General features: G+C 71.0%; 17 protein-coding genes. 7 read left to right on the forward strand and 10 right to left on the reverse strand.

The window, feature by feature from the left end:
* The 6 genes from ACFOYY_RS37415 to ACFOYY_RS37440 form a co-directional block, all read right to left on the reverse strand.
* A partial coding sequence (locus ACFOYY_RS37415; protein WP_386195990.1) for a thioesterase II family protein occupies nt 1-549 on the reverse strand: 549 nt, incomplete at its 3' end.
* On the reverse strand, nt 546-1,742 hold the full coding sequence (locus ACFOYY_RS37420) for an acyl-CoA dehydrogenase family protein (RefSeq protein WP_386195992.1): 1,197 nt from the start codon (nt 1,740-1,742) through the stop codon (nt 546-548). The genes ACFOYY_RS37415 and ACFOYY_RS37420, both read right to left, overlap by 4 nt.
* Nucleotides 1,735-2,418 (reverse strand): acyl-CoA dehydrogenase family protein, encoded by a 684-nt coding sequence (locus tag ACFOYY_RS37425; RefSeq protein ID WP_362776667.1) that lies wholly within the window; start codon nt 2,416-2,418, stop codon nt 1,735-1,737. The genes ACFOYY_RS37420 and ACFOYY_RS37425 overlap by 8 nt, the downstream gene beginning before the upstream one ends.
* Nucleotides 2,415-4,007: an amino acid adenylation domain-containing protein gene (locus ACFOYY_RS37430; RefSeq protein WP_386195995.1), complete on the reverse strand. Its 1,593-nt coding sequence runs from the start codon at nt 4,005-4,007 to the stop codon at nt 2,415-2,417. The genes ACFOYY_RS37425 and ACFOYY_RS37430 overlap by 4 nt, the downstream gene beginning before the upstream one ends.
* Nucleotides 4,004-4,285 carry an acyl carrier protein gene (locus ACFOYY_RS37435; protein WP_352013824.1) on the reverse strand — a complete coding sequence of 94 codons (282 nt, stop codon included), beginning with the start codon at nt 4,283-4,285 and terminating at the stop codon, nt 4,004-4,006. Before ACFOYY_RS37435 ends, ACFOYY_RS37430 begins: the two co-directional genes overlap by 4 nt.
* A 69-nt stretch (nt 4,286-4,354) precedes the next feature.
* On the reverse strand, nt 4,355-5,410 hold the full coding sequence (locus ACFOYY_RS37440; RefSeq protein WP_352013823.1) for an iron-containing redox enzyme family protein: 1,056 nt from the start codon (nt 5,408-5,410) through the stop codon (nt 4,355-4,357).
* 326 nt (nt 5,411-5,736) lie between these two features.
* Here ACFOYY_RS37440 and leuC point away from each other — a divergent pair, with 326 nt between their 5' ends.
* From leuC to ACFOYY_RS37470, 6 genes are all read left to right on the forward strand, one after another.
* Entirely contained in the window at nt 5,737-7,140 is a 1,404-nt protein-coding gene (leuC, locus tag ACFOYY_RS37445; protein ID WP_352013822.1) for a 3-isopropylmalate dehydratase large subunit, read from the forward strand.
* A gap of 4 nt (nt 7,141-7,144) precedes the next feature.
* Complete coding sequence (leuD, locus tag ACFOYY_RS37450) at nt 7,145-7,747, forward strand: 3-isopropylmalate dehydratase small subunit (protein WP_352013821.1); 603 nt, start codon at nt 7,145-7,147, stop codon at nt 7,745-7,747.
* 107 nt (nt 7,748-7,854) lie between these two features.
* Nucleotides 7,855-8,088, forward strand: a complete 234-nt coding sequence (locus ACFOYY_RS37455) for a tautomerase family protein (protein WP_352013820.1) — start codon at nt 7,855-7,857, stop codon at nt 8,086-8,088.
* Nucleotides 8,089-8,393: 305 nt separating this feature from the next.
* A complete protein-coding gene (locus ACFOYY_RS37460) occupies nt 8,394-9,389 on the forward strand; it encodes an SAM-dependent methyltransferase (RefSeq protein WP_352013819.1) in 996 nt (331 codons plus the stop codon).
* Nucleotides 9,390-9,492: 103 nt separating this feature from the next.
* Entirely contained in the window at nt 9,493-9,786 is a 294-nt protein-coding gene (locus ACFOYY_RS37465; RefSeq protein ID WP_352013818.1) for a YciI family protein, read from the forward strand.
* Nucleotides 9,787-9,858: 72 nt separating this feature from the next.
* Nucleotides 9,859-10,770, forward strand: coding sequence for an SCO6745 family protein (locus ACFOYY_RS37470; RefSeq protein ID WP_386195999.1), 912 nt, complete (start codon nt 9,859-9,861; stop codon nt 10,768-10,770).
* A gap of 43 nt (nt 10,771-10,813) precedes the next feature.
* On the opposite strand, the gene ACFOYY_RS37475 is transcribed toward ACFOYY_RS37470, so the two are convergent.
* Both ACFOYY_RS37475 and ACFOYY_RS37480 read right to left on the reverse strand, forming a co-directional pair.
* Nucleotides 10,814-12,025, reverse strand: coding sequence for a pyridoxal phosphate-dependent aminotransferase (locus ACFOYY_RS37475; protein ID WP_352013816.1), 1,212 nt, complete (start codon nt 12,023-12,025; stop codon nt 10,814-10,816).
* A gap of 101 nt (nt 12,026-12,126) precedes the next feature.
* A complete protein-coding gene (locus ACFOYY_RS37480; RefSeq protein ID WP_386196001.1) occupies nt 12,127-14,823 on the reverse strand; it encodes a M4 family metallopeptidase in 2,697 nt (898 codons plus the stop codon).
* Nucleotides 14,824-15,106: 283 nt separating this feature from the next.
* On the opposite strand from ACFOYY_RS37480, the gene ACFOYY_RS37485 reads away from it, so the two are divergent.
* The gene (locus ACFOYY_RS37485) at nt 15,107-16,246 is read left to right on the forward strand and encodes a hypothetical protein (RefSeq protein WP_352013814.1); all 1,140 of its coding nucleotides are present in this window, start codon (nt 15,107-15,109) and stop codon (nt 16,244-16,246) included.
* Here the strand turns inward: ACFOYY_RS37485 and ACFOYY_RS37490 are convergent.
* Nucleotides 16,241-16,432, reverse strand: a complete 192-nt coding sequence (locus ACFOYY_RS37490; RefSeq protein WP_352013813.1) for a hypothetical protein — start codon at nt 16,430-16,432, stop codon at nt 16,241-16,243. The genes ACFOYY_RS37485 and ACFOYY_RS37490 overlap by 6 nt on opposite strands.
* A 67-nt stretch (nt 16,433-16,499) precedes the next feature.
* Nucleotides 16,500-17,384 (reverse strand): mycothiol conjugate amidase Mca, encoded by an 885-nt coding sequence (gene mca, locus ACFOYY_RS37495; RefSeq protein WP_386196004.1) that lies wholly within the window; start codon nt 17,382-17,384, stop codon nt 16,500-16,502.
* Nucleotides 17,385-17,537: the final 153 nt, after the last annotated feature.

Raw genomic sequence — 17,537 nt, forward strand, 5'->3', positions numbered from 1 at the left:
CCGCCAGGACGCGGCGGCCCGTACGTCGGCCCGCATCAGAGGGGTCAGCAGCCTGCGGGCCGTGTCGTTCCCGGCCACCTCGGCCGACAGGCCGCCCAGGCCCAGCATGTGGCGCCACAGGCCGTCGTCGTCGAGGTGGACCAGGGGCTCGGCGGTGGAGTGGAGCCATGGTGGAGCGGCCGCGCTCAGATAGAGCACGCTCGGCGACCGGCCCCGGCGGTGTGCCCTGGCCGCCCAGGCCACGGCGGCCAGGGCGCCCATGCTGTGCCCCAGCAGAGCCCAGGGACTCCCGGCCGGGGGCGTGAGCTCCTCGTCGAGCGCGCCCGCGAGCTCCGCCAGATCGGTGAAGGGCGGGGTGGCCATCCTGCGCCCACGGCCCGGAGGTTCGACCGGGCACGGGGTGACCCCCGGTCCGAGCGCGTCCGGCCAGTCGCGGTAGAGCGTGGTCGAGCCACCGGCGGCGGGCAGCAGGAACAGCGGCGGCGATCCTTCGACCGGGGTACGGCAGGGCAGCGCGGCCGATCGGCGCGCGGGAACGGCTTCGGTCACCGCAGCTCCCGGGCGATCACCATGAGCAGGGCCTCGTCGCTGCCGCCGGCCAGGGCGAGGCCGGTGGCGTCGCGCAACGCGCGTTCCGCCAGCCCCGGATCGGCAGGGTCGAGTCCGGCGAAGCGCGGCCGGGTCGAGGCGAGTTCCGCCTCGCGCCGGAGCGCGGCCTCGGCCGTACGCCGCAGCACGTCGGCCGATCGGAGCTTGCAGCCCGCCGCGGTCCGGGGCGGGCAGCCGCCGGCTCCGAGCAGTTCGAGCGCCCGTCGGCAGGACGCCCGCTCCTGGGCGATGTCGACGAACAGCTCGGCGGCGGCCCGGTCGGCGTACCCGGAGCGTGGCCCACCGGCGGAGCGGAGCAGGGCGAGCAGCCCCTCGGCCATCGCCGTCATCCGCAGTGCCACCATGACGCGCTCGTGGACCCAGTGCCTCATCAGGGTGAGCAGGCCCGTACCGGGCGAGCCGAGCAACGCCTCAGGCGCCAGCCGGACGCCGGTCAGCCGGATCCGCCCGGTGACGCCCCGGTGCCCCAGGGTCCGCAGCGGGTGGACCTCGACCCCCGGCGCGTCCACGGGGACCCGCACCAGGGAGTGACGCCCGAGCGCCGAGTCGGCGAAGGCGGTGTCCCGGGCCAGCACCAGCAGTTCGTCCGCGAAGGGGGCGTTGCTGGAGAGCCACTTCTCCCCCTCGACGACGACCCCCTCGTCACCGCGGCGCACCGAGGTGGTCATGGCGTCGAAGTCCAGGCCGCCGCCGGGCTCGGTCACCGCGAGCGCGGCGAGAGACCGCCCCGCCAGGGCCTGGCGGGCGGCGTGGGCGGTGGCCGGGAAGGCGGCCAGCAGTTTGGCGGCCACCTCGACCTGGGTGAGGACCACCGCCCCGGCGGGCAGCAGACCCAGCTCCTCGTGCAACGCCGCCGCGAACTGCCAGGACGGGGCCGGGTCCGGCTCCGGCGGCACCTGCCGAACCGGGGCGGGGGCAGGGGCGGCCGGGGCGAGCAGCCCGGCGCGGCCCAGCAGGACCACCGCCTCCCGCCCGGGCGGAACGCGGCCGGGGACGTCCCAGACCGCGGGCGCGAACACCTCGGGGTGACGGTCGACCAGCGCCCGGACGCTCCGGCGGAACGCGGCCGGGGTGGCGAACCCCGGTCCTGGCCGCCCGTGGTGCGGGGCCGTCGCGGTCGGAGGCTCAGTCATCGGCCCCTCGCAGGTGCCGGGCGACGGCGTCCAGCAGCTGTTCGTCGGAGATTCCGTCGGCGGGCCGGTGACCGGCGAGCAGGAGCCGCTGAGCCGGGTGACCGGCGACATACCCACTGGCGCCGTGCAGGTGCAGGCAGACCCTCGCGGTACGGCGCAGCAGCTTGCGGGCCTGGAGGCGGGCGGCCTCGACCACGCCGTCCCCCCGCGCGCCGGCCGCCGTGTCGGCCGTGGCCGCGTGCACCAGATGCCGCGCGCCTTCGGCGTAGGCCATCAGCTCCGCGAGCCGGAACCGTACGACCTGGTGGTCGATCAGGCGCTGCCCGAAGGAGTGGCGGGTGCCGAGCCAGCCGCCGGTCGTGGCCACCAGGCGGGCTGAGGCGGCGACCTGCAGCGCGGCCACCGGCAGGCCTGCGCCCGCCCCCGGCCTGTCGTGGCGGGCCAGCACCTCGGCGGCCGGGTCGAAGTCCAGCGCCGCGGCGAGACTCTCGGCGAGGACGACCCGGTCGGGGAGCCCGGGGAAGCACAGGCCCGCCGCGTCGAGCGCGGCGACGACCGGCTCGGCACGGTCGGAGGCGCACTCGCGCAGGCACTCGGTGACGCGGGCGCGCAGTCCGGCGGGCGCCAGGTCGTCGACGGGCGAGCCGGCCGGGGCCGCGGCGCGCGGCGCGTTCACGCGTCCCCCCGAGGGGAGGCCGCGGTCAGGCGCCGCACGATGCCGCGGACGTCGGGTTTCCCGCTGGAGAGCAACGGAACCGCGTCCAGCAGCCGGAAGTCGGCGGGCACCATGTAACCGGGCAACCGCTCCGACAGGTGCGTCCGCAGCGCGCGTGCCCGGTCGGCGTCCAGGGCGGGCAACGGGCTCTCGTCGCCGCAGGGGACGCTCGCCGGGGCACCGGGCGGGGTGACCGCGCAGGCGAGGATCTCCCGGCCGCGCCCGTCCCGGGAGGCGGTGACGAACGCGCGCCCCACCGTCCGGTGGGCCTCCAGCGTCTGGCGCACCTCCTGCGTGTTGACCCGGTAGCCGCGGACCTTGACCTCGTCGTCCCGCCGGCCGTGGAAGTGGAGTACGGCGTCGGCGTCACGGTGCGCCTGGTCGCCGGTGCGGTAGAAGCGGGTGCCGTCGAGGTCGAGGAAGGCCCGCCGTTCCTCCTCGGGACGCTCCAGGTAACCACTCATGAGCTGTGCGCCTGCGACCAGGAGCTCGCCGGGCCCCTCCTCGTCGATGTGCCCGTCGTCGTGCAGGAAGCGCACGGTGACCCCGTCCAGCGGACGGCCGATGGGGTAGGGCGCGGTGCGGTCCGGTTCCCGTTCGTCGATGGGATGGGCGACGACCAGGCAGGTGGCCTCGGTCGGGCCGTATCCGTTGATCACGACGAGTTGGGGGGCGGCGGCCAGCCAGCGCTGCACGGTGTGCGGCTGGAGCACCTCCGCTCCGGTCATCACCCGGCGCAGGTGCGACAGGTCGCGTCCGGCGAAGCCGCGGGCGTGGTCGGCGAGCAGGGTCAGGGTCGAGCCGACCGCGGCGAAATAGGTGATCCGCTCCTGCTCGATCAGCCGGTTCAGCAGCGGCGGCATCGGGACGGCGGGCGCCAGGTGCACCGTCGCGCCCCGTGTCAGCGGGTAGAGCAGATCGACGACCGAAACGTCGAAGTGCAGCGCCGAGGTGTTCAGGCAGCGGTCGTCCGGCCCGACACGGAGCAGCGGATGGACCGCCGCGAAGAAGGCGTCCACCGCCCGGTGCGGGATCTGCACCCCCTTGGGGCGGCCGGTGCTTCCCGAGGTGTACATGCAGTAGGCGACGCTCTCCGGGGAGATCTCCTCCGGCAGCGGGGCCGTCGCTGGTTCGGCGGCGGCCTCGCCGACGCCGAGCGGGAGGACCCCGGTCCGTTCGGCCAGGTCGCGTGCGAGGTCGGTGTCGGTGGCGGAGACCAGGACGAGCGGGCAGCGCGCGTCGGCGACCAGGTCGGCGAGCCGGGCCGCGGGTGCCCGGGGATCGAGCGGTACGTAAGCCGCGCCGGCCCGCTGTACGGCGAGCAGCGCGACCACCGCGTCCACCGTCTTGTGGCCGACCACGGCGATCCGCTGGGTGGGGCCCACCCCCCGGCGCACCAGCGCCGCGGCGGTCCGCTGGACGCGCTCGTGCAGCTCCCCGTAGTCGACGCCGCGATCGTCGGCGACCAGGGCGGTGCGCCGGGGGGTGTCCTCGGCCAGGGCGGAGAGCGCGCCGAGAAGCGACGGAAGCCGGCCGTGGCGCGGGTTCATCGCGTCCTCCGGTCGCGGACCAGGGCGGTCAGGGTGTCGAGGGAGGCCAGAGCGGGAAGGTCGTCGGCCTCGGCGCCGACCTCTATCCCGTACTCGGTGTCCAGGCGTACCGCCAGCTCGACGAAGTCGAGCGAGTCGTACTCAAGTGCCGAGGCGTAGTCGTCGGTGTCGCCGAGGGCCGTGGGGTCGCTGTTCTTGATCCGGCAGACCAGCAGCCGCAGCTCTTCACGCAGGACGTGTTCGGTGTGCGGTGGCCGGCCGCGCTGGGGGACGGGCATGGCGGACTCCAGGGGGTGCGGGTGTGTGGGGCCGGAGGACGGGCCTCCGGCCATGGGACACATCACTGCTCAGGAGCGGGAGCGCGCCTCTGCCAGCCGCTCGTCCAGGTAGCGCGCGGAGGAGTTGAGTCTCAAGAGCGCGCCGCGGGCGATGCCGCGCCGCATGGCCGGCGACTCCGCCGCCGGAATGATCACGTTGTGGAACCACCCTGCGGCGTGCAGGGAGTCGACCGTGATGTGCAGCCGGTGGTAGACGATGCCGACGTCCGGCAGCCCCAGCCGCTCCCAGGCGTGGACCACCTGGACGAAGCGGTCAGGGGCGAACCACTCGGTCATCCCGAGGAAGCCGACGGCCTCCGGGTACAGGCGCCGGTAGCGGCAGAGCATCACGGCGAGGTTGCCGGACAGCAGGGCCTCGGCCGTCAGCGCGTCCTCCAGTTCGTCCGCGCCGATGTCGAACACCTGGAAGATCTGGTTGAACAGATGGGTGTGGACCTGGTCGGCGTCACCGTTGCCCATCTCGTCCCAGTAGTTGCGGGCGATCTCAAGCTTGGCGTCGTCCGTGGTTCCGACCTGCATCATGGCCAGCAGGTCGTCGAAACGGCCGTCGACCACCGACTCCTGGATGACGTAGGTACGCAGGTCCTCGCGCCCGGCGCGGTCGCGGATGAACTCGGCGTAGTACGGATGCTTGTAGGCGGGGTGCCGACGGGCGAGGTTCTTGAGCCAGGACAGGTAGTCCTTCGGGTCGGCGGGCGCCTCGTCCAGCAGGACGGTGTCGACCCCGTGGTCCTCGCGGGCCAGAGTGGCCTCCTCCAGCAGCCGGACCACCTCGTGGAGTACCACGGAACCTTCGGCGGTGACCGCCTGGGGGAGTCGCAGCACCAGGCCGTAGAGCCTGGAGAGCAGTAACTGTTGTTGATGGAAAGCCGCTGAGTCGCCGCCGCCCGCCAATTCGTTCATCGTGCGCACGGCCTCGATCACGATCCTGCGCTGGTCGGCGTTGACGGTGAGATCGAGTTCGGTGGCGGGAATGTGCAGCCAGGAGCTGATGATTTCGACGAGTGCACGGGGGTTGAGAGCGTCCGCGCATCGGGGAAGGGCTAACTCCACAGAAACGGACATAGCGACAATCTCCTTCTGTGAACGGCCACTCGGCCATCTCCCGGGCAGGGTTGCGCCGTTGGCGAAGCTACTTTTGGAGACCGAGTATGTCTACGATTCCGGCTAAAAATCTCAGAATTCGAGACTCATATCCGGAGGGGTTTAATCCATAGGGAGATTCCAGATATTCCGAAGGGGGTTTAGTCCGTAAAGAGATTGGGTCACAGTTGTCCTGTGCCGTTTTGGGATTTGGCTCCGGACGTGGCTTGTGATCGACTAGAGTCCGGTCCGTTGCGAGACGTGTCGTCTCACATTTCAAGATAATGCACGGAAACTCGGAGGGCCGTATGGGACGGACAATCGCCGAGAAGGTCTGGGACGAGCACGTCATCCGACGTGTCGAGGGCGAGCCCGACCTTCTCTACATCGATCTGCACATGCTTCACGAGGTCACCAGCCCGCAGGCGTTCGAAGCCCTCCGGCTTGCCGGGCGCTCGGTACGGCGCACCGACCTGACCATCGCGACGGAGGACCACAACGTCCCGACCGACGTGATCGACCGCATCAGCGACCCGGTTTCCCGCAACCAGATCGAGACGCTGCGCCGCAACTGCGACGAGTTCGGTGTGCGGCGGCACTCGCTGGGCGACGCCGAGCAGGGCATCGTCTTCGTCATGGGCCCGCAGCTGGGCCTGATCCAGCCCGGCATGACGGTGGTCTGCGGAGACTCGCACACCTCGACCCTGGGAGCCTTCGGTGCCCTGGCGTTCGGCATCGGCACCTCGCAGGTCGAACACGTGCTGGCCACCCAGACCCTGCCGATGGCGCCGTTCCGGACGATGGCCGTCACCGTCGAGGGCGAGCTGCCGGAGGGGGTCACCGCCAAGGACCTGATCCTGGCCGTGATCGCCGAAATCGGCACCGGCGGCGGCCAGGGCCATGTGATCGAGTACCGCGGTGAGGCGATCCGCGGGTTGTCGATGGAGGGCCGGCTGACCATCTGCAACATGTCCATCGAGGCGGGCGCCAGGGCCGGGATGATCGCCCCGGACGAGACCACCTTCGCCTACCTGAAGGGCCGCCCGCACGCGCCGCAGGGCGAGGACTGGGACGCGGCGGTGGCCTACTGGAAGACGCTGTACACCGACCAGGACGCGGTCTTCGACAAGGAGGTGGTGATCGACGCCGCCGCGTTGACGCCCTTCGTCACCTGGGGGACCAACCCCGGACAGGGCGCTCCTCTGGGCTCGCTGATCCCGGCTCCGGAGTCCTTCACCGACCCGGTCGAGCGCTCCGCCGCCGAACGGGCGCTGTCCTACATGGGGCTTGAGGCCGGCACGCCGCTGCGCGAGGTCCGGGTCGACACGGTGTTCCTCGGCTCGTGCACCAACGGCCGGATCGAGGACCTGCGCGCCGCCGCCGACGTGCTGCGGGGCCGCCGGGTCGCCGAGGGGGTCCGGATGCTGGTGGTCCCCGGCTCCGCCAAGGTCCGGCTGCAGGCGGAGACGGAGGGCCTGCACCAGGTCTTCACCGAGGCCGGCGCCGACTGGCGGTTCGCCGGCTGCTCGATGTGCCTGGGGATGAACCCGGACCAGCTGGCGCCCGGCGAGCGCAGCGCGTCCACCTCGAACCGTAACTTCGAGGGCAGGCAGGGCAAGGGCGGACGCACCCACCTGGTCTCGCCCGTCGTCGCCGCCGCGACCGCGGTCACCGGCCGCCTCTCCTCCCCCGCCGACCTGCTGGAGGCCTGACAGCATGGAGAAGTTCACCGTCCACACCGGCCGGGCCGTCCCGCTGCGCCGCAGCAACGTCGACACCGACCAGATCATCCCCGCCCACTTCCTCAAGCGGGTGACCCGCGACGGTTTCGAGGACGCGCTCTTCGCGGCCTGGCGCGCCGACCCGGAATTCGTGCTGAACCGGCCCGAACGGCAGGGCGCGACCGTGCTGGTCGCGGGACCCGAGTTCGGTACCGGCTCCTCGCGCGAGCACGCGGTCTGGGCCCTGCAGAACTACGGCTTCAAGGCCGTGATCTCCTCCCGGTTCGCCGACATCTTCCGCGGCAACTCGCTGAAGAACGGCCTGCTCACCGTGGTGCTGCCGCAGGAGGTCGTGGAACGGCTGCAGTCCCTGACCGAGGCCGACCCGGCGGCCGAGATCACCGTGGACCTGGAGTCCGGTGAGGTACGCGCCGACGGTGTGACCGCCCCGTTCGAGATGGACGAGAACGCCCGCTGGCGGTTGCTCAACGGTCTGGACGACATCACTCTGACACTGGGCCACGAGGACGAGATCGCCGCGTTCGAGGCGAACCGCCCGTCCTACAAGCCGCGGACCCTGCCCCGTCCGGCGGCCTGACCGAGGCTCGCCGTCCCAGACGCGCTGCACCTGATTCATTGATCACGGCGCCGGTCCGAGGCCGTCAACGGCCGGCGCCGACGGCTTCCCGACCCGGAGGTAGCGTTATGCCGATCGTCACCATTCAGGTTATCAACGAGAACCTCACCGCCGAGAAGAAGAAGCAACTCATCGACGGCGTCACCGACTTGGTGCACGACGTGCTGCGCAAGGATCCGGAGCGGATCTACGTCATTGTTCAGGAAGTGCCGCTGGACAACTGGGGCGCCGGAGGATTCACTGTTTCTGAGCGCCGCGCCCAGGGCTTCGACGGTTTGTGCACCTGCCCGAAGCACGAGTGATCATCGCATTCCGTCCCAGAATAAGAGAAAATCGATCCCGGCCTCTGGTTCGTCACCGGCGCGTGCGGCATAATCATCGCGTCGGCTGATCCGACTCCCACGGCGAGCCTGGAGGATTTACCCGTCGGCCCGTTTTCGACAGCCCCGCCGATAGTTTCCGGATTTCTTTTTCCGGCCCTGGGCGAACGTTTTGTCCCATGGTCGGGGCGGCTTTCCGGCGGGCGCTGAACGTCCTCGTATCCTGTCGTCCAATTTCCTGCGCCGCTGCCCGTGGGGCCGCGGAGAGGAAACATGAAAGGACTGTTATGGCCACGAACGACTTCGCTATCCGGGGCATCCCCCGTCGGCACTCCTTCGAGCTGCTTGAGGGTTACATCATGTGTTCGGTCATCGCCTCGCTCGACGACCTGGGCGTGCTGGACATCCTTGAGGAGAAGGGGCTGCGCGTCGAGGACGTGGGCGGCAACCTCCAGCTGGCCCGGGACACCGTCTTCTACCTGGTCGACCGCGGGGTCGTGGCACCCGACGGCGACGTCTACCGGCTCACCGGGTACGGCCGGGAACTGTTGCGCGACCGTGGCTACATCTTCTGGATCGCGGGAGGCTTCGGCGAGCCGTTCTGGCGCTTCGGCGAACTGGTCTCCGGCAAGAGCAAGTACGGCAAGGACATCTCGCGCGACGGCCGGATCGTCGCGGTCTCCTCGGCCGACCTCGGTCTGGAGGACCTCAAGCCGTATGTGCACTCCCTGCTGTCCGAGATCGAGTTCACCCGGGTCGCCGACTTCGGCTGCGGGAACGCCCGCAACCTCATCGGGATCTGCGGGCTGAAGGACGCCGACGGCCTGGGCGTGGACATCAGCGCCGACGCGATCGCGGAGGCCCGCCGTGAAGTGGCCAAGGACGGCCTGACGGAGCGCATCACGGTGGTCGAGGCGGACGCCTCCAACGCCGCCGCGATCCCCGGCCTGGAGACCGTGGACCTCGTGGTCGGTTTCTTCTTCATGCACGAGGTGCTGGAGCAGGGCCTCGACTACTTCGTCTCATATCTGCGTGGCCTGGCCGAGAGGCTCCCGGCCGGGGCGCACGTGCTCGCGGCCGAGGTGCTTCCCCCGCAGCGGGACCGCGCCTGCCCGGAGACCTTCACCCCGGAGTTCACCCTCATCCACGCGCTGATGGGCCAGGGCCTGCTCAGCGAGGAGGGCTGGAGCGACGCCTTCCGCCAGGGCGGGTTCGAGATCCGCAAGACGGTCCGTCCCAACATCCCCGGTGGCCTGCTGCTGCTGGCCCAGAAGACCGACTGACCCGGACGGACCGGAGCGGGGCGCGCCGTCGTCGTCCGGCGGTGCGTCCCCTCACCCCGTCCGTCGTCGCCCATCACCGACAATGAGCTCTGGGAGCGGCCGCATGTTCCTGGTACTGCTGTCCTATCTGGTCCCGGAGGAGCGAATTCTCCCGCTGCGCGATGAGCACTACGTCTTCATCGACCAGCACTTCAGGAGCGGGACGTTCCTTCTGGGCGGCCGCAAGGTGCCGGCCACCGGAGGGTTCATCCTCGCCCAGGGGGTGTCCCGGGAGGAGCTCGACCGCATCCTGGGGGAGGACCCCTACCTGCGGGCGGGTCTGGTGGCGCACGAGGTCACGGAACTGCTGCCGACCCGGGCCCGGCCCGACCTGGCGGCGGTGATCGGCGTTCCCTGACAGGTCACCGGGCACATCGGAGCACGGCCCGGGCCTGCTCCACGACCTTTCCCACCCGCCTCGGAGGCTTCCGTGAACGATCTCACCCGGGCCATGCGCGCCGTCCTGGAGCCCTACCATCTGGTGGCCGTCCTCGCCCCGCAGGCCGGCGAAGCCTTCCGGAGGCTCGGGCTGACCGGCCGCTGGACGCCGTACTTCGCGCTGCGCACCGCTCCGCTGGGGGAGGTCTCCCCGGCCGCTGTCCACGCGTTGTTCCACCACTTCAGCCCGCGCATGGTGGAGCGCGAAGTCCGCGCGGTCCGGGCGGAGACGAACCCCGAAGCGGTGCTCGCGGCGCGACTGGCCGCCGCGGACGCCGGTCTCCGCGCGATCCTCGGGGAGGAGTCCGTCGCCGCACCCGAGCTGGCCGAGGCGGCCGGGCTCGCCGGGCTCGCCGCGAACGCCTGCCGGGACGCCCCGGGCCGCCCGCTGGGCAGCGCCAACGCCGCGCTGCCCCTGCCGTCGCGACCTCACCTGGCGCTCTGGCAGGCCGCGACCACTCTGCGTGAACACCGGGGTGACGGCCACTTCGCCACGCTGTTGCACTCCGGCGTCGAAGGGCCGGAGGCCCTGGTGCTGGTCGTCGCCGCGGGCGCGGACCGGCGCGAGCGTCTGCAGGGGATCCGGGAGTGGACGGACGAGGAGTGGGAGGCGGCCGAGCGGCGCCTGATCACCCGCGGGCTGCTGGAGCCCGACACGCGCTCTCTCACCACCGCGGGCCAGGCCCTCCGCCGGGCGGTCGAGGAACGGACCGACGAACTCGCCGAACGCCCCTGGGCCACCCTCGGCGCTGACGCCACCCGCCGCCTCCACGACCTGCTGGCCCCCGTCGCCGACCGGATCATCGCCCACCTCGGCCTGCCCGCCCGGCCAGGGGCCGCGCACACGCGGGAGGCGCCGGTGGACGGTTCGCCGCGCCACCGTGAGGGGGCCGGGCGGTCGTGACCGCCTTCCCGTCAGGGCACGACGGAGAAGCGGTCCCGGGACGTCACTGCCGGTAGGTGGACAGGAAGCCCCCCAGGCGGCCGATGGCCTCTTCGAGGTCGTCGGCGTGCTGGAGGGTGACCAGGCGGAAGTGGTCGGGGCGGGCCCAGTTGAAGCCGGTGCCCTGCACGATGAGGAGCTTCTCCCGTTCGAGCAGGTCGAGGGCGAAGCGGACGTCGTCGGTGATCGGGTGGACCTCGGGGTCGAGCCTGGGGAAGACGTACAGCGCGCCCAGGGGCTTGACGCAGCTCACCCCGGGGATGTCGTTGAGCAGCTTCCAGGCGCGGTCGCGCTGCTCGCACAGGCGTCCGCCGGGCCGTACGAGGTCCTCGATGCTCTGGTGGCCGCCGAGGGCGGCCTGGATGGCGTGCTGGCCGGGCACGTTGGGGCACAGGCGCATGTTGGCCAGGATGTCGAGGCCCTCGATGTAGGACGACGCCCGCTCCCTGGGACCGGAGAGCACCATCCAGCCCGAGCGGTAGCCGCACACCCGGTAGGTCTTCGACAGGCCGGAGAAGGTCAGGCAGAACAGGTCGGGGGCCAGCGCCGCGATCGAGGTGTGGACGGCGCCGTCGTAGAGGATCCGGTCGTAGATCTCGTCGGCGAGGACGACGAGACCGTGCCTGCGGGCCAGGTCGGCCAGGCCTTCGAGCAGCCGGGGCGGGTACACGGCGCCCGTCGGGTTGTTCGGGTTGATGATCACCAGGGCCTTGGTCCTGTCGGTGATCTTCGAGGCGATGTCGTCGAGGTCCGGCAGCCAGTCGGCCCCCTCGTCGCAGACGTAGTGGACGGGGGTTCCGCCGCTGAGCGAGACCGCGGCGGTCCACAGGGGGTAGTCGGGGGAGGGGACCAGCACCTCGTCGCCGTTGTTGAGCAGCGCCTGCATCGCCATCACGATCAGTTCGGAGACGCCGTTGCCGAGGTAGACGTCCTCCACGCCGAGGTCGGGGAAGCCGTGCCCCTCGTAGTGCTGCACGACGGCCCTGCGGGCGCTGAGGATGCCCTTGGAGTCACCGTAGCCGTGGGAGACGGGCAGGTTGCGGATGATGTCCTGCAGGATCTCCTCGGGAGCCTCGAAGCCGAACGGAGCAGGGTTGCCGATGTGCAGCTTGAGAATGTGGTGACCCTGGGACTCCAGCTCTGCCGCGCGCTTCGGTACGGGACCGCGAATGTCGTAGCAGACGTTGGCCAGCTTGTCGGACTGCCGTACGTACATCATCACACTTTAACGGCGGATCCATCCGATACCGCCCGTTGATCCCGCTCGCGGAGCCGTCCAGCGGGCGCCCCCACGCCCGCTGAACGACCTCGGTACGGTTACGCCGCCCGGCAGGCACCCCTCGGGCGGGCCCGGGTGGCCAGGTCCACGTGGGCCGCGGTGCCGTCGATCCAGATCACCCTGCCGCCCTCGCCCGAGGCGAACTGGGCCTGCTCACCCCGGTTGCAGGTGACCCGTACGGCCTTGCCGCCCCTGGCCGGGATCTGGGTGATCTTGGGCAGGGTGTCGTTGCTGATCACCGTCAGGTCGGGGTAGACGCTGTAGGTGACGGCCGTGTCCGTGGCGTCCATGTCCAGCAGCTTGGGCGAGGTGGCGTCGTCCGGAGTGAGCGCCACCGGGGAACCGCCGTCGGCGTCGGCGCGCATGATGCCCTGAAGACCGTCCTGCTGGGCGTCCTGGAGCCAGAACAGGGAGGTGCCGGTCAGCACCGGGCCGCTCACGAGCCCGATCACGTTCGGCGGGCTCGGCGGGGCCGGCAGGTCGGTCTCCTGGCCCGTCGCGAGGTCACGGGTGGTGATGACCATACGGCGGGGGCCGCCCTCCCACAGGTACAGCTTGATGTAGGCGATCCGGCCGCCGCTGATCGTCGGCACCCTGCTGTAGATCCCGGGCTGCGGCGTCATGTTGACCGGGGCCGCGTCGCCCTTCTTGACCCACAGGTCGTAGCCGCCCGTGGCCGAGTCCCAGACCGAGTAGGCGATCGTGTCACCGTCGACCGCCATGTTGGGCACGTCGCCGTCGCCCTCGTGGATCAGCCGCTGCGGCTGGGAGCGGTCGAGCGGCCTGCTCCACACCTGCATCTTCCAGCCGTCCTCCCGCTGGACGTAGGTCGTCCACACCGCGCTCCTGCCGTCCGTCACGGCGTCGTAGCTCGACATCTCGTTCGGCTCGGAGAGCTGGACGGCCTTGCCGCCGCGCACCCGTCCGGTGTAGACGGCCGCGGGGGCGGTCTGGTCGGCGGAGGAGTTGGTGACCACGTAACGGTCACCGGCCGCGTCCGGCTGGGCGTAGGGGTCGGTGACGCCGCGCAGCAGGACGTCGTGGTCGGTGGCGATGCGACGCTCCCAGCCGTTCCTGATGCCGTGGGCGTCGAAGGCCCGCGCGATCGTCAGCAGGTCCCGCGCCCCGAGCCGGGACCGTACGGCCGCCGCCAGCACCGCTCGCCTGCCGTCGCTGAAGTCGTCGAGCGGGGTCATGTACTCGGACAGGGCCTTGAGGACGACCTTGTCGGCCCTGGCGCCGAGCTTCTCGCGGATGTCCCACAGCGCGCCGCTGAAGATCGTCGAGTTGAGGTGGACGCCCGCGCTGTCGATGCGGCCGGTGGAGCCCACGTAGTCGTCGGCGGCCACCCGCCCGTCGTTGAGGTCACGCAGGGCGCACTGACGCGGTGTCCCGGTACGGCAGAGCGTCTCGCCGAGCAGCCCCGCGTCGGGGTCGGCCGGGTCGGTCCCCTCGGCGTCACTCTGGATGGCGTTGCCGAAGTAGTCGGCGATGCCCTCGTTCATCGCGCCGGACTGGCCGAAGTAGACCAGGTTGGCGGTGTGCTCGACCACGCCGTGGGTCATCTCGTGGCCGACCACGTCCAGGGCCGAGGCCAGCGAGTAGTACTGGTCACCGCCCCCGCCGTAGACCATCTTGGTGCCGTCCCAGAAGGCGTTGATGTACGGCCTGCCGGAGGAGGTGACGTTGACGACCGAGAGCATCGAGCCGCCCTTGCCGTCGAGCCCGTCACGTCCGAGCCGCCGGTAGTACTCGTAGACCTGGTTCGCGCCCCAGTGGGCGTCCACCGCGCCGATCTCCGTGGTGGCGCCGGTGAAGGTGGGGGTGTCGGAGGCGACGATCGGGGTGTCCGCGGGCAGCGAGCCCTGGAACCGCGAGACGTCGCGCTTCTGCGCGTCGTAGGTGACGACCTCGCCGGCGGTGCCGTTCCACCGGGTGCGGTCGCGCAGCTCGTACCTGCCGTCGGCCCGCCGGTAGGCGTTGATCGGCACCGTGGCGCCGCGCACCGTCGTGCCCGTGGTGGCGAGGGGTCCCTCGGCGGAGCTCTCGACGGCGGTGCGGATCCGGTCGGAGGCGAACAGCGGGGCGCCGTTCCCGGCGTTGACGTAGACGTCGGTGAGCAGCGGCAGCTGCCTGCGCGCGTCGGTCCCGGTGACGGTCACCCGCCAGGCCAGCAGGCCCTTGCCGGTCGGGACGACGACGAGGCCGCCGGAGACCGCGGTGAGGGACTCCTTCTCGCCGCCGGTCCGTGCCGCGGTCCGGGAAAGCGCGACGTCGAGCGCGAGTCTTTCCGGGAATTTCGGCGTGGTCGAAACACTCAATTCGGTGAGGAAACGGCCGCCCGCTCCGGTGACCCGGTGGGCGTTGCCCTCCTTCGTCATCTGCACGAGGTAGTTGGCGCCGAAAACGCGGATGCCCTGGTAGCGCTGCTCGAACCGGACGGTCTCGTCCTGGCCGTCGCGGACCACGTCGAGGGGGACCAGGTCGGTGTTCACGTTCGTGATCCCGTACCGGCCCTGGCGGAGGTGGTGCCGGGCGACGGTGACGGGGTCGCCGCTGACCGGAGCCTCGTTCAGGCCGCTGACCAGGGCGGGGGTCTCGGTGCCGGTACGGGGCTCCACCTGGGCGGGCGGGTCGGCCGCGTGGGCGGGGGTGCTTGTCACGAGGGCCGCGGTGAGGGAGAGGATCACGGCGACGGGCGTCGCCGTGGCGACGCTTCTGGGGGGTCGTAGCACGAGTTCTCCTGACGTCTCGAAGATCGCCGAGACTGCTCAAAAGGCGATAATCATGATCTAGCAGGAGATTGGCGAAAAATCATGACTATTAGTCATATCTGTTGTCTGATAGATTTAAAGCGACAAATGAGGAATGGGTGCTTTCTAGATGGCTTTCCCGGCGCCGGGGAAAACGGCAGGAGGGATGGGGTGAGGTGTCCCGGCGATCCCTCTTTGGACGCGGGGAGGAAGTTTACGGGCTGGGAGGTGTGTTCGAGCGGCTTCGCGCGTAGGCTCACTGGGCGTGGATCTCGACTTCGTCTGTGTGCACGCGGGACGGCCCGCCCTTGAGCTGACCCGTCGTGACGTGGCCCGCGCGCTGCTCGCCGTACCCTCGGGGGTCGCCCTGGTGGCGGTTCCCGACCTGCGCAGGGCGCTGGCGGCGCTGGGCAATCCGCTGTCCCCCCACTTCTGGGACTCGGCCAAGACGACGCTTGGCGCGATCGAGTCCGGCAACGCGACGGTCGGTGACGTGCAGCGGTGGCTGGAGTCGACCGGTACGGAACCCCTCCTGCTCACCCGCAGCTTCTTCGTCTGGCCCGAGGAGGACGAACGAGGCCCGGTCGCCAGGGAGATGTTCCAGCGGATGGTGTCCTTCCTTGAGGAGCGGGTCGCCTCGGGGGAGATCGACCCGGACGCGCTCGCGCTACGGGACGAACGGGCCAGGGAGGCCTACGAGGACCTGCAGGAACGCTGGCTCAACGGCCCGCTGCCCGACGGGCGGGTGCCGGGGATCGCGGTGAGCGACGAGCAGGACGAGGAGCTGTTCGCGGCCTGGGACGAGGAGGAGGCGTTCGCGCTCGGCGAGCTGCGGCGCATCCTGGCCGAACTGCCGCCCCCGGAACGCCCCGCCGCGGACCTGCGCGCCGCCTGCGTACGGCTGCGCGAGGTGCTGGCCGACCCCGGCTACCCGGGAAACGTACTGCGGGCCTGCGCGGGCTACGAGGGGGAGCCGCTTCCCGCCGACGACGAGGAGCTGTGGCTGAGCGTCACCGCGGGCATCGCGGGACCGGTCTCCGACCTGCCGGAGGACGACGACGTCCCCGAGGAGTTCGCCGACCTGGACGGTGAGCTGAGCCACGAGGACGCGGTGCTGGCCGCGCTGTGCGCCATCCACCACGCCGACTGGCTGGCCGTGGTCGCGACGCTGGCCAGGCGGGGGCCCGGCGTGCTGGCCTCACCGGAGCGGATCGCCAGGTTCATCGCCGAGTCCGAGGACATCGACGTCCAGATGGACGACCCGGAGGACCTGGAGGCGGCGGAGACCCTCTTCAGCTCGGTCACGCCGCTGTGGGCCTGTCTGGGCATCGTCGACAAGAGCGAGGTGCTCACCCCGCTGGGGCGCTGGGGCCTGCCGAAGGCCCTTGAGCGCGCCTGGTCATGAGATCGGCGTGGCGCCGTCCCTGTCGCGCTGCCGCAGCTCGGCCTCGGACGGCACCTCGATCTTGGAGATCTGCCGCCGCATCGACTTGACGAGCAGGTAGAGGGCGAGCCCGAGCGCGGCGACCATCAGGAAGCCCAGCAGGCCGGGGCTGACCAGGGAATTGAGAGAGTTCGGATCTGTAGGCACCCTTCAAGTCTGCCATCCCGACCCCGTGGTCCCGCCTCCGGCGGGGCCGAAGGGGCCGGTGATTTCCCTAGTGGCAGGCGGGGGAGACCTCGTCGGCGTGGATGCCGGCGAACAGGTCGTCCTCGGGGAGCGTGGTGTCGATCAGGGAGCGGGCCAGGTGGTAGTCCTCGGTCGGCCAGATCTCCGCCTGGAGCTCGCGCGGGCAGACGAACCAGAAGCCGTCCGGGTCGACCTGCGTCGCGTGCGCCAGGAGCGCCAGGTCACGGACCTCGAAGTAGTCGCCGCAGGGCACCCGGGTGGTCACCGGCCACTTCTCCGGCCGGTCCTCCCACCGGGAGATCCAGTCGGCGTACGGCGAGCCCATGCCGCGGGCGTTCATCGCCTCGTGGAGCGCCTCGAAGCGGGCCTTGGTGAAGCCCATCTGGTAGTAGAGCTTGAGCGGCTGCCAGGGCTCGCCCGCCTCCGGGTAGCGGTCGGGGTCGCCCGCCGCCTCGAAGGCCTCGACCGAGACGCGGTTGGTCATGATGTGGTCGGGGTGCGGGTAGCCGCCGTCGTCGTCGTAGGTGAGGATGACGTGCGGCCTGAACGAGCGCACCGCGGCGACCAGCGGCGCGGCGGCGACCTCAAGCGGCTGCACGGCGAAGCACCCCTCGGGCAACGGCTCGCTCTCGTCCTCGGGAAGGCCCGAGTCGACGAACCCCATGAAGCGCTGCTCGACGCCGAGGATCTCCCGCGCGCGTTCCATCTCCATACGCCTGACCTCCCCGATGTTCTCCAGGATGTCGGGACGGTCCATCTTGGGATTGAGGATCGAGCCGCGTTCCCCTCCGGTGAGGGTACAGACGAGCACGTCCACGCCCTCGGCGACATAGCGTGCCATGGTCGCGGCACCCTTGCTCGACTCGTCGTCGGGATGCGCGTGAACTGCCATCAGCCTCAGCGGTGCACTCACGGGCTCGGTGTCTCCTCTTCGTTGGGCGCGCTGGGGTCCGCGCGGGCCGCACGGACGCGCTCATCGCCGTGACGTGCTCGGCCCCGCCTGCCGCACCGCTCCCCGGGTTGGGCTGGGTCACTCTAAAGAGAGGTTAGTTTCTCTTGGGCGGTC

It is taken from the genome of Streptosporangium jomthongense (assembly GCF_042650425.1).
In the GTDB taxonomy this organism is placed as follows: Bacteria; Actinomycetota; Actinomycetes; order Streptosporangiales; family Streptosporangiaceae; genus Streptosporangium.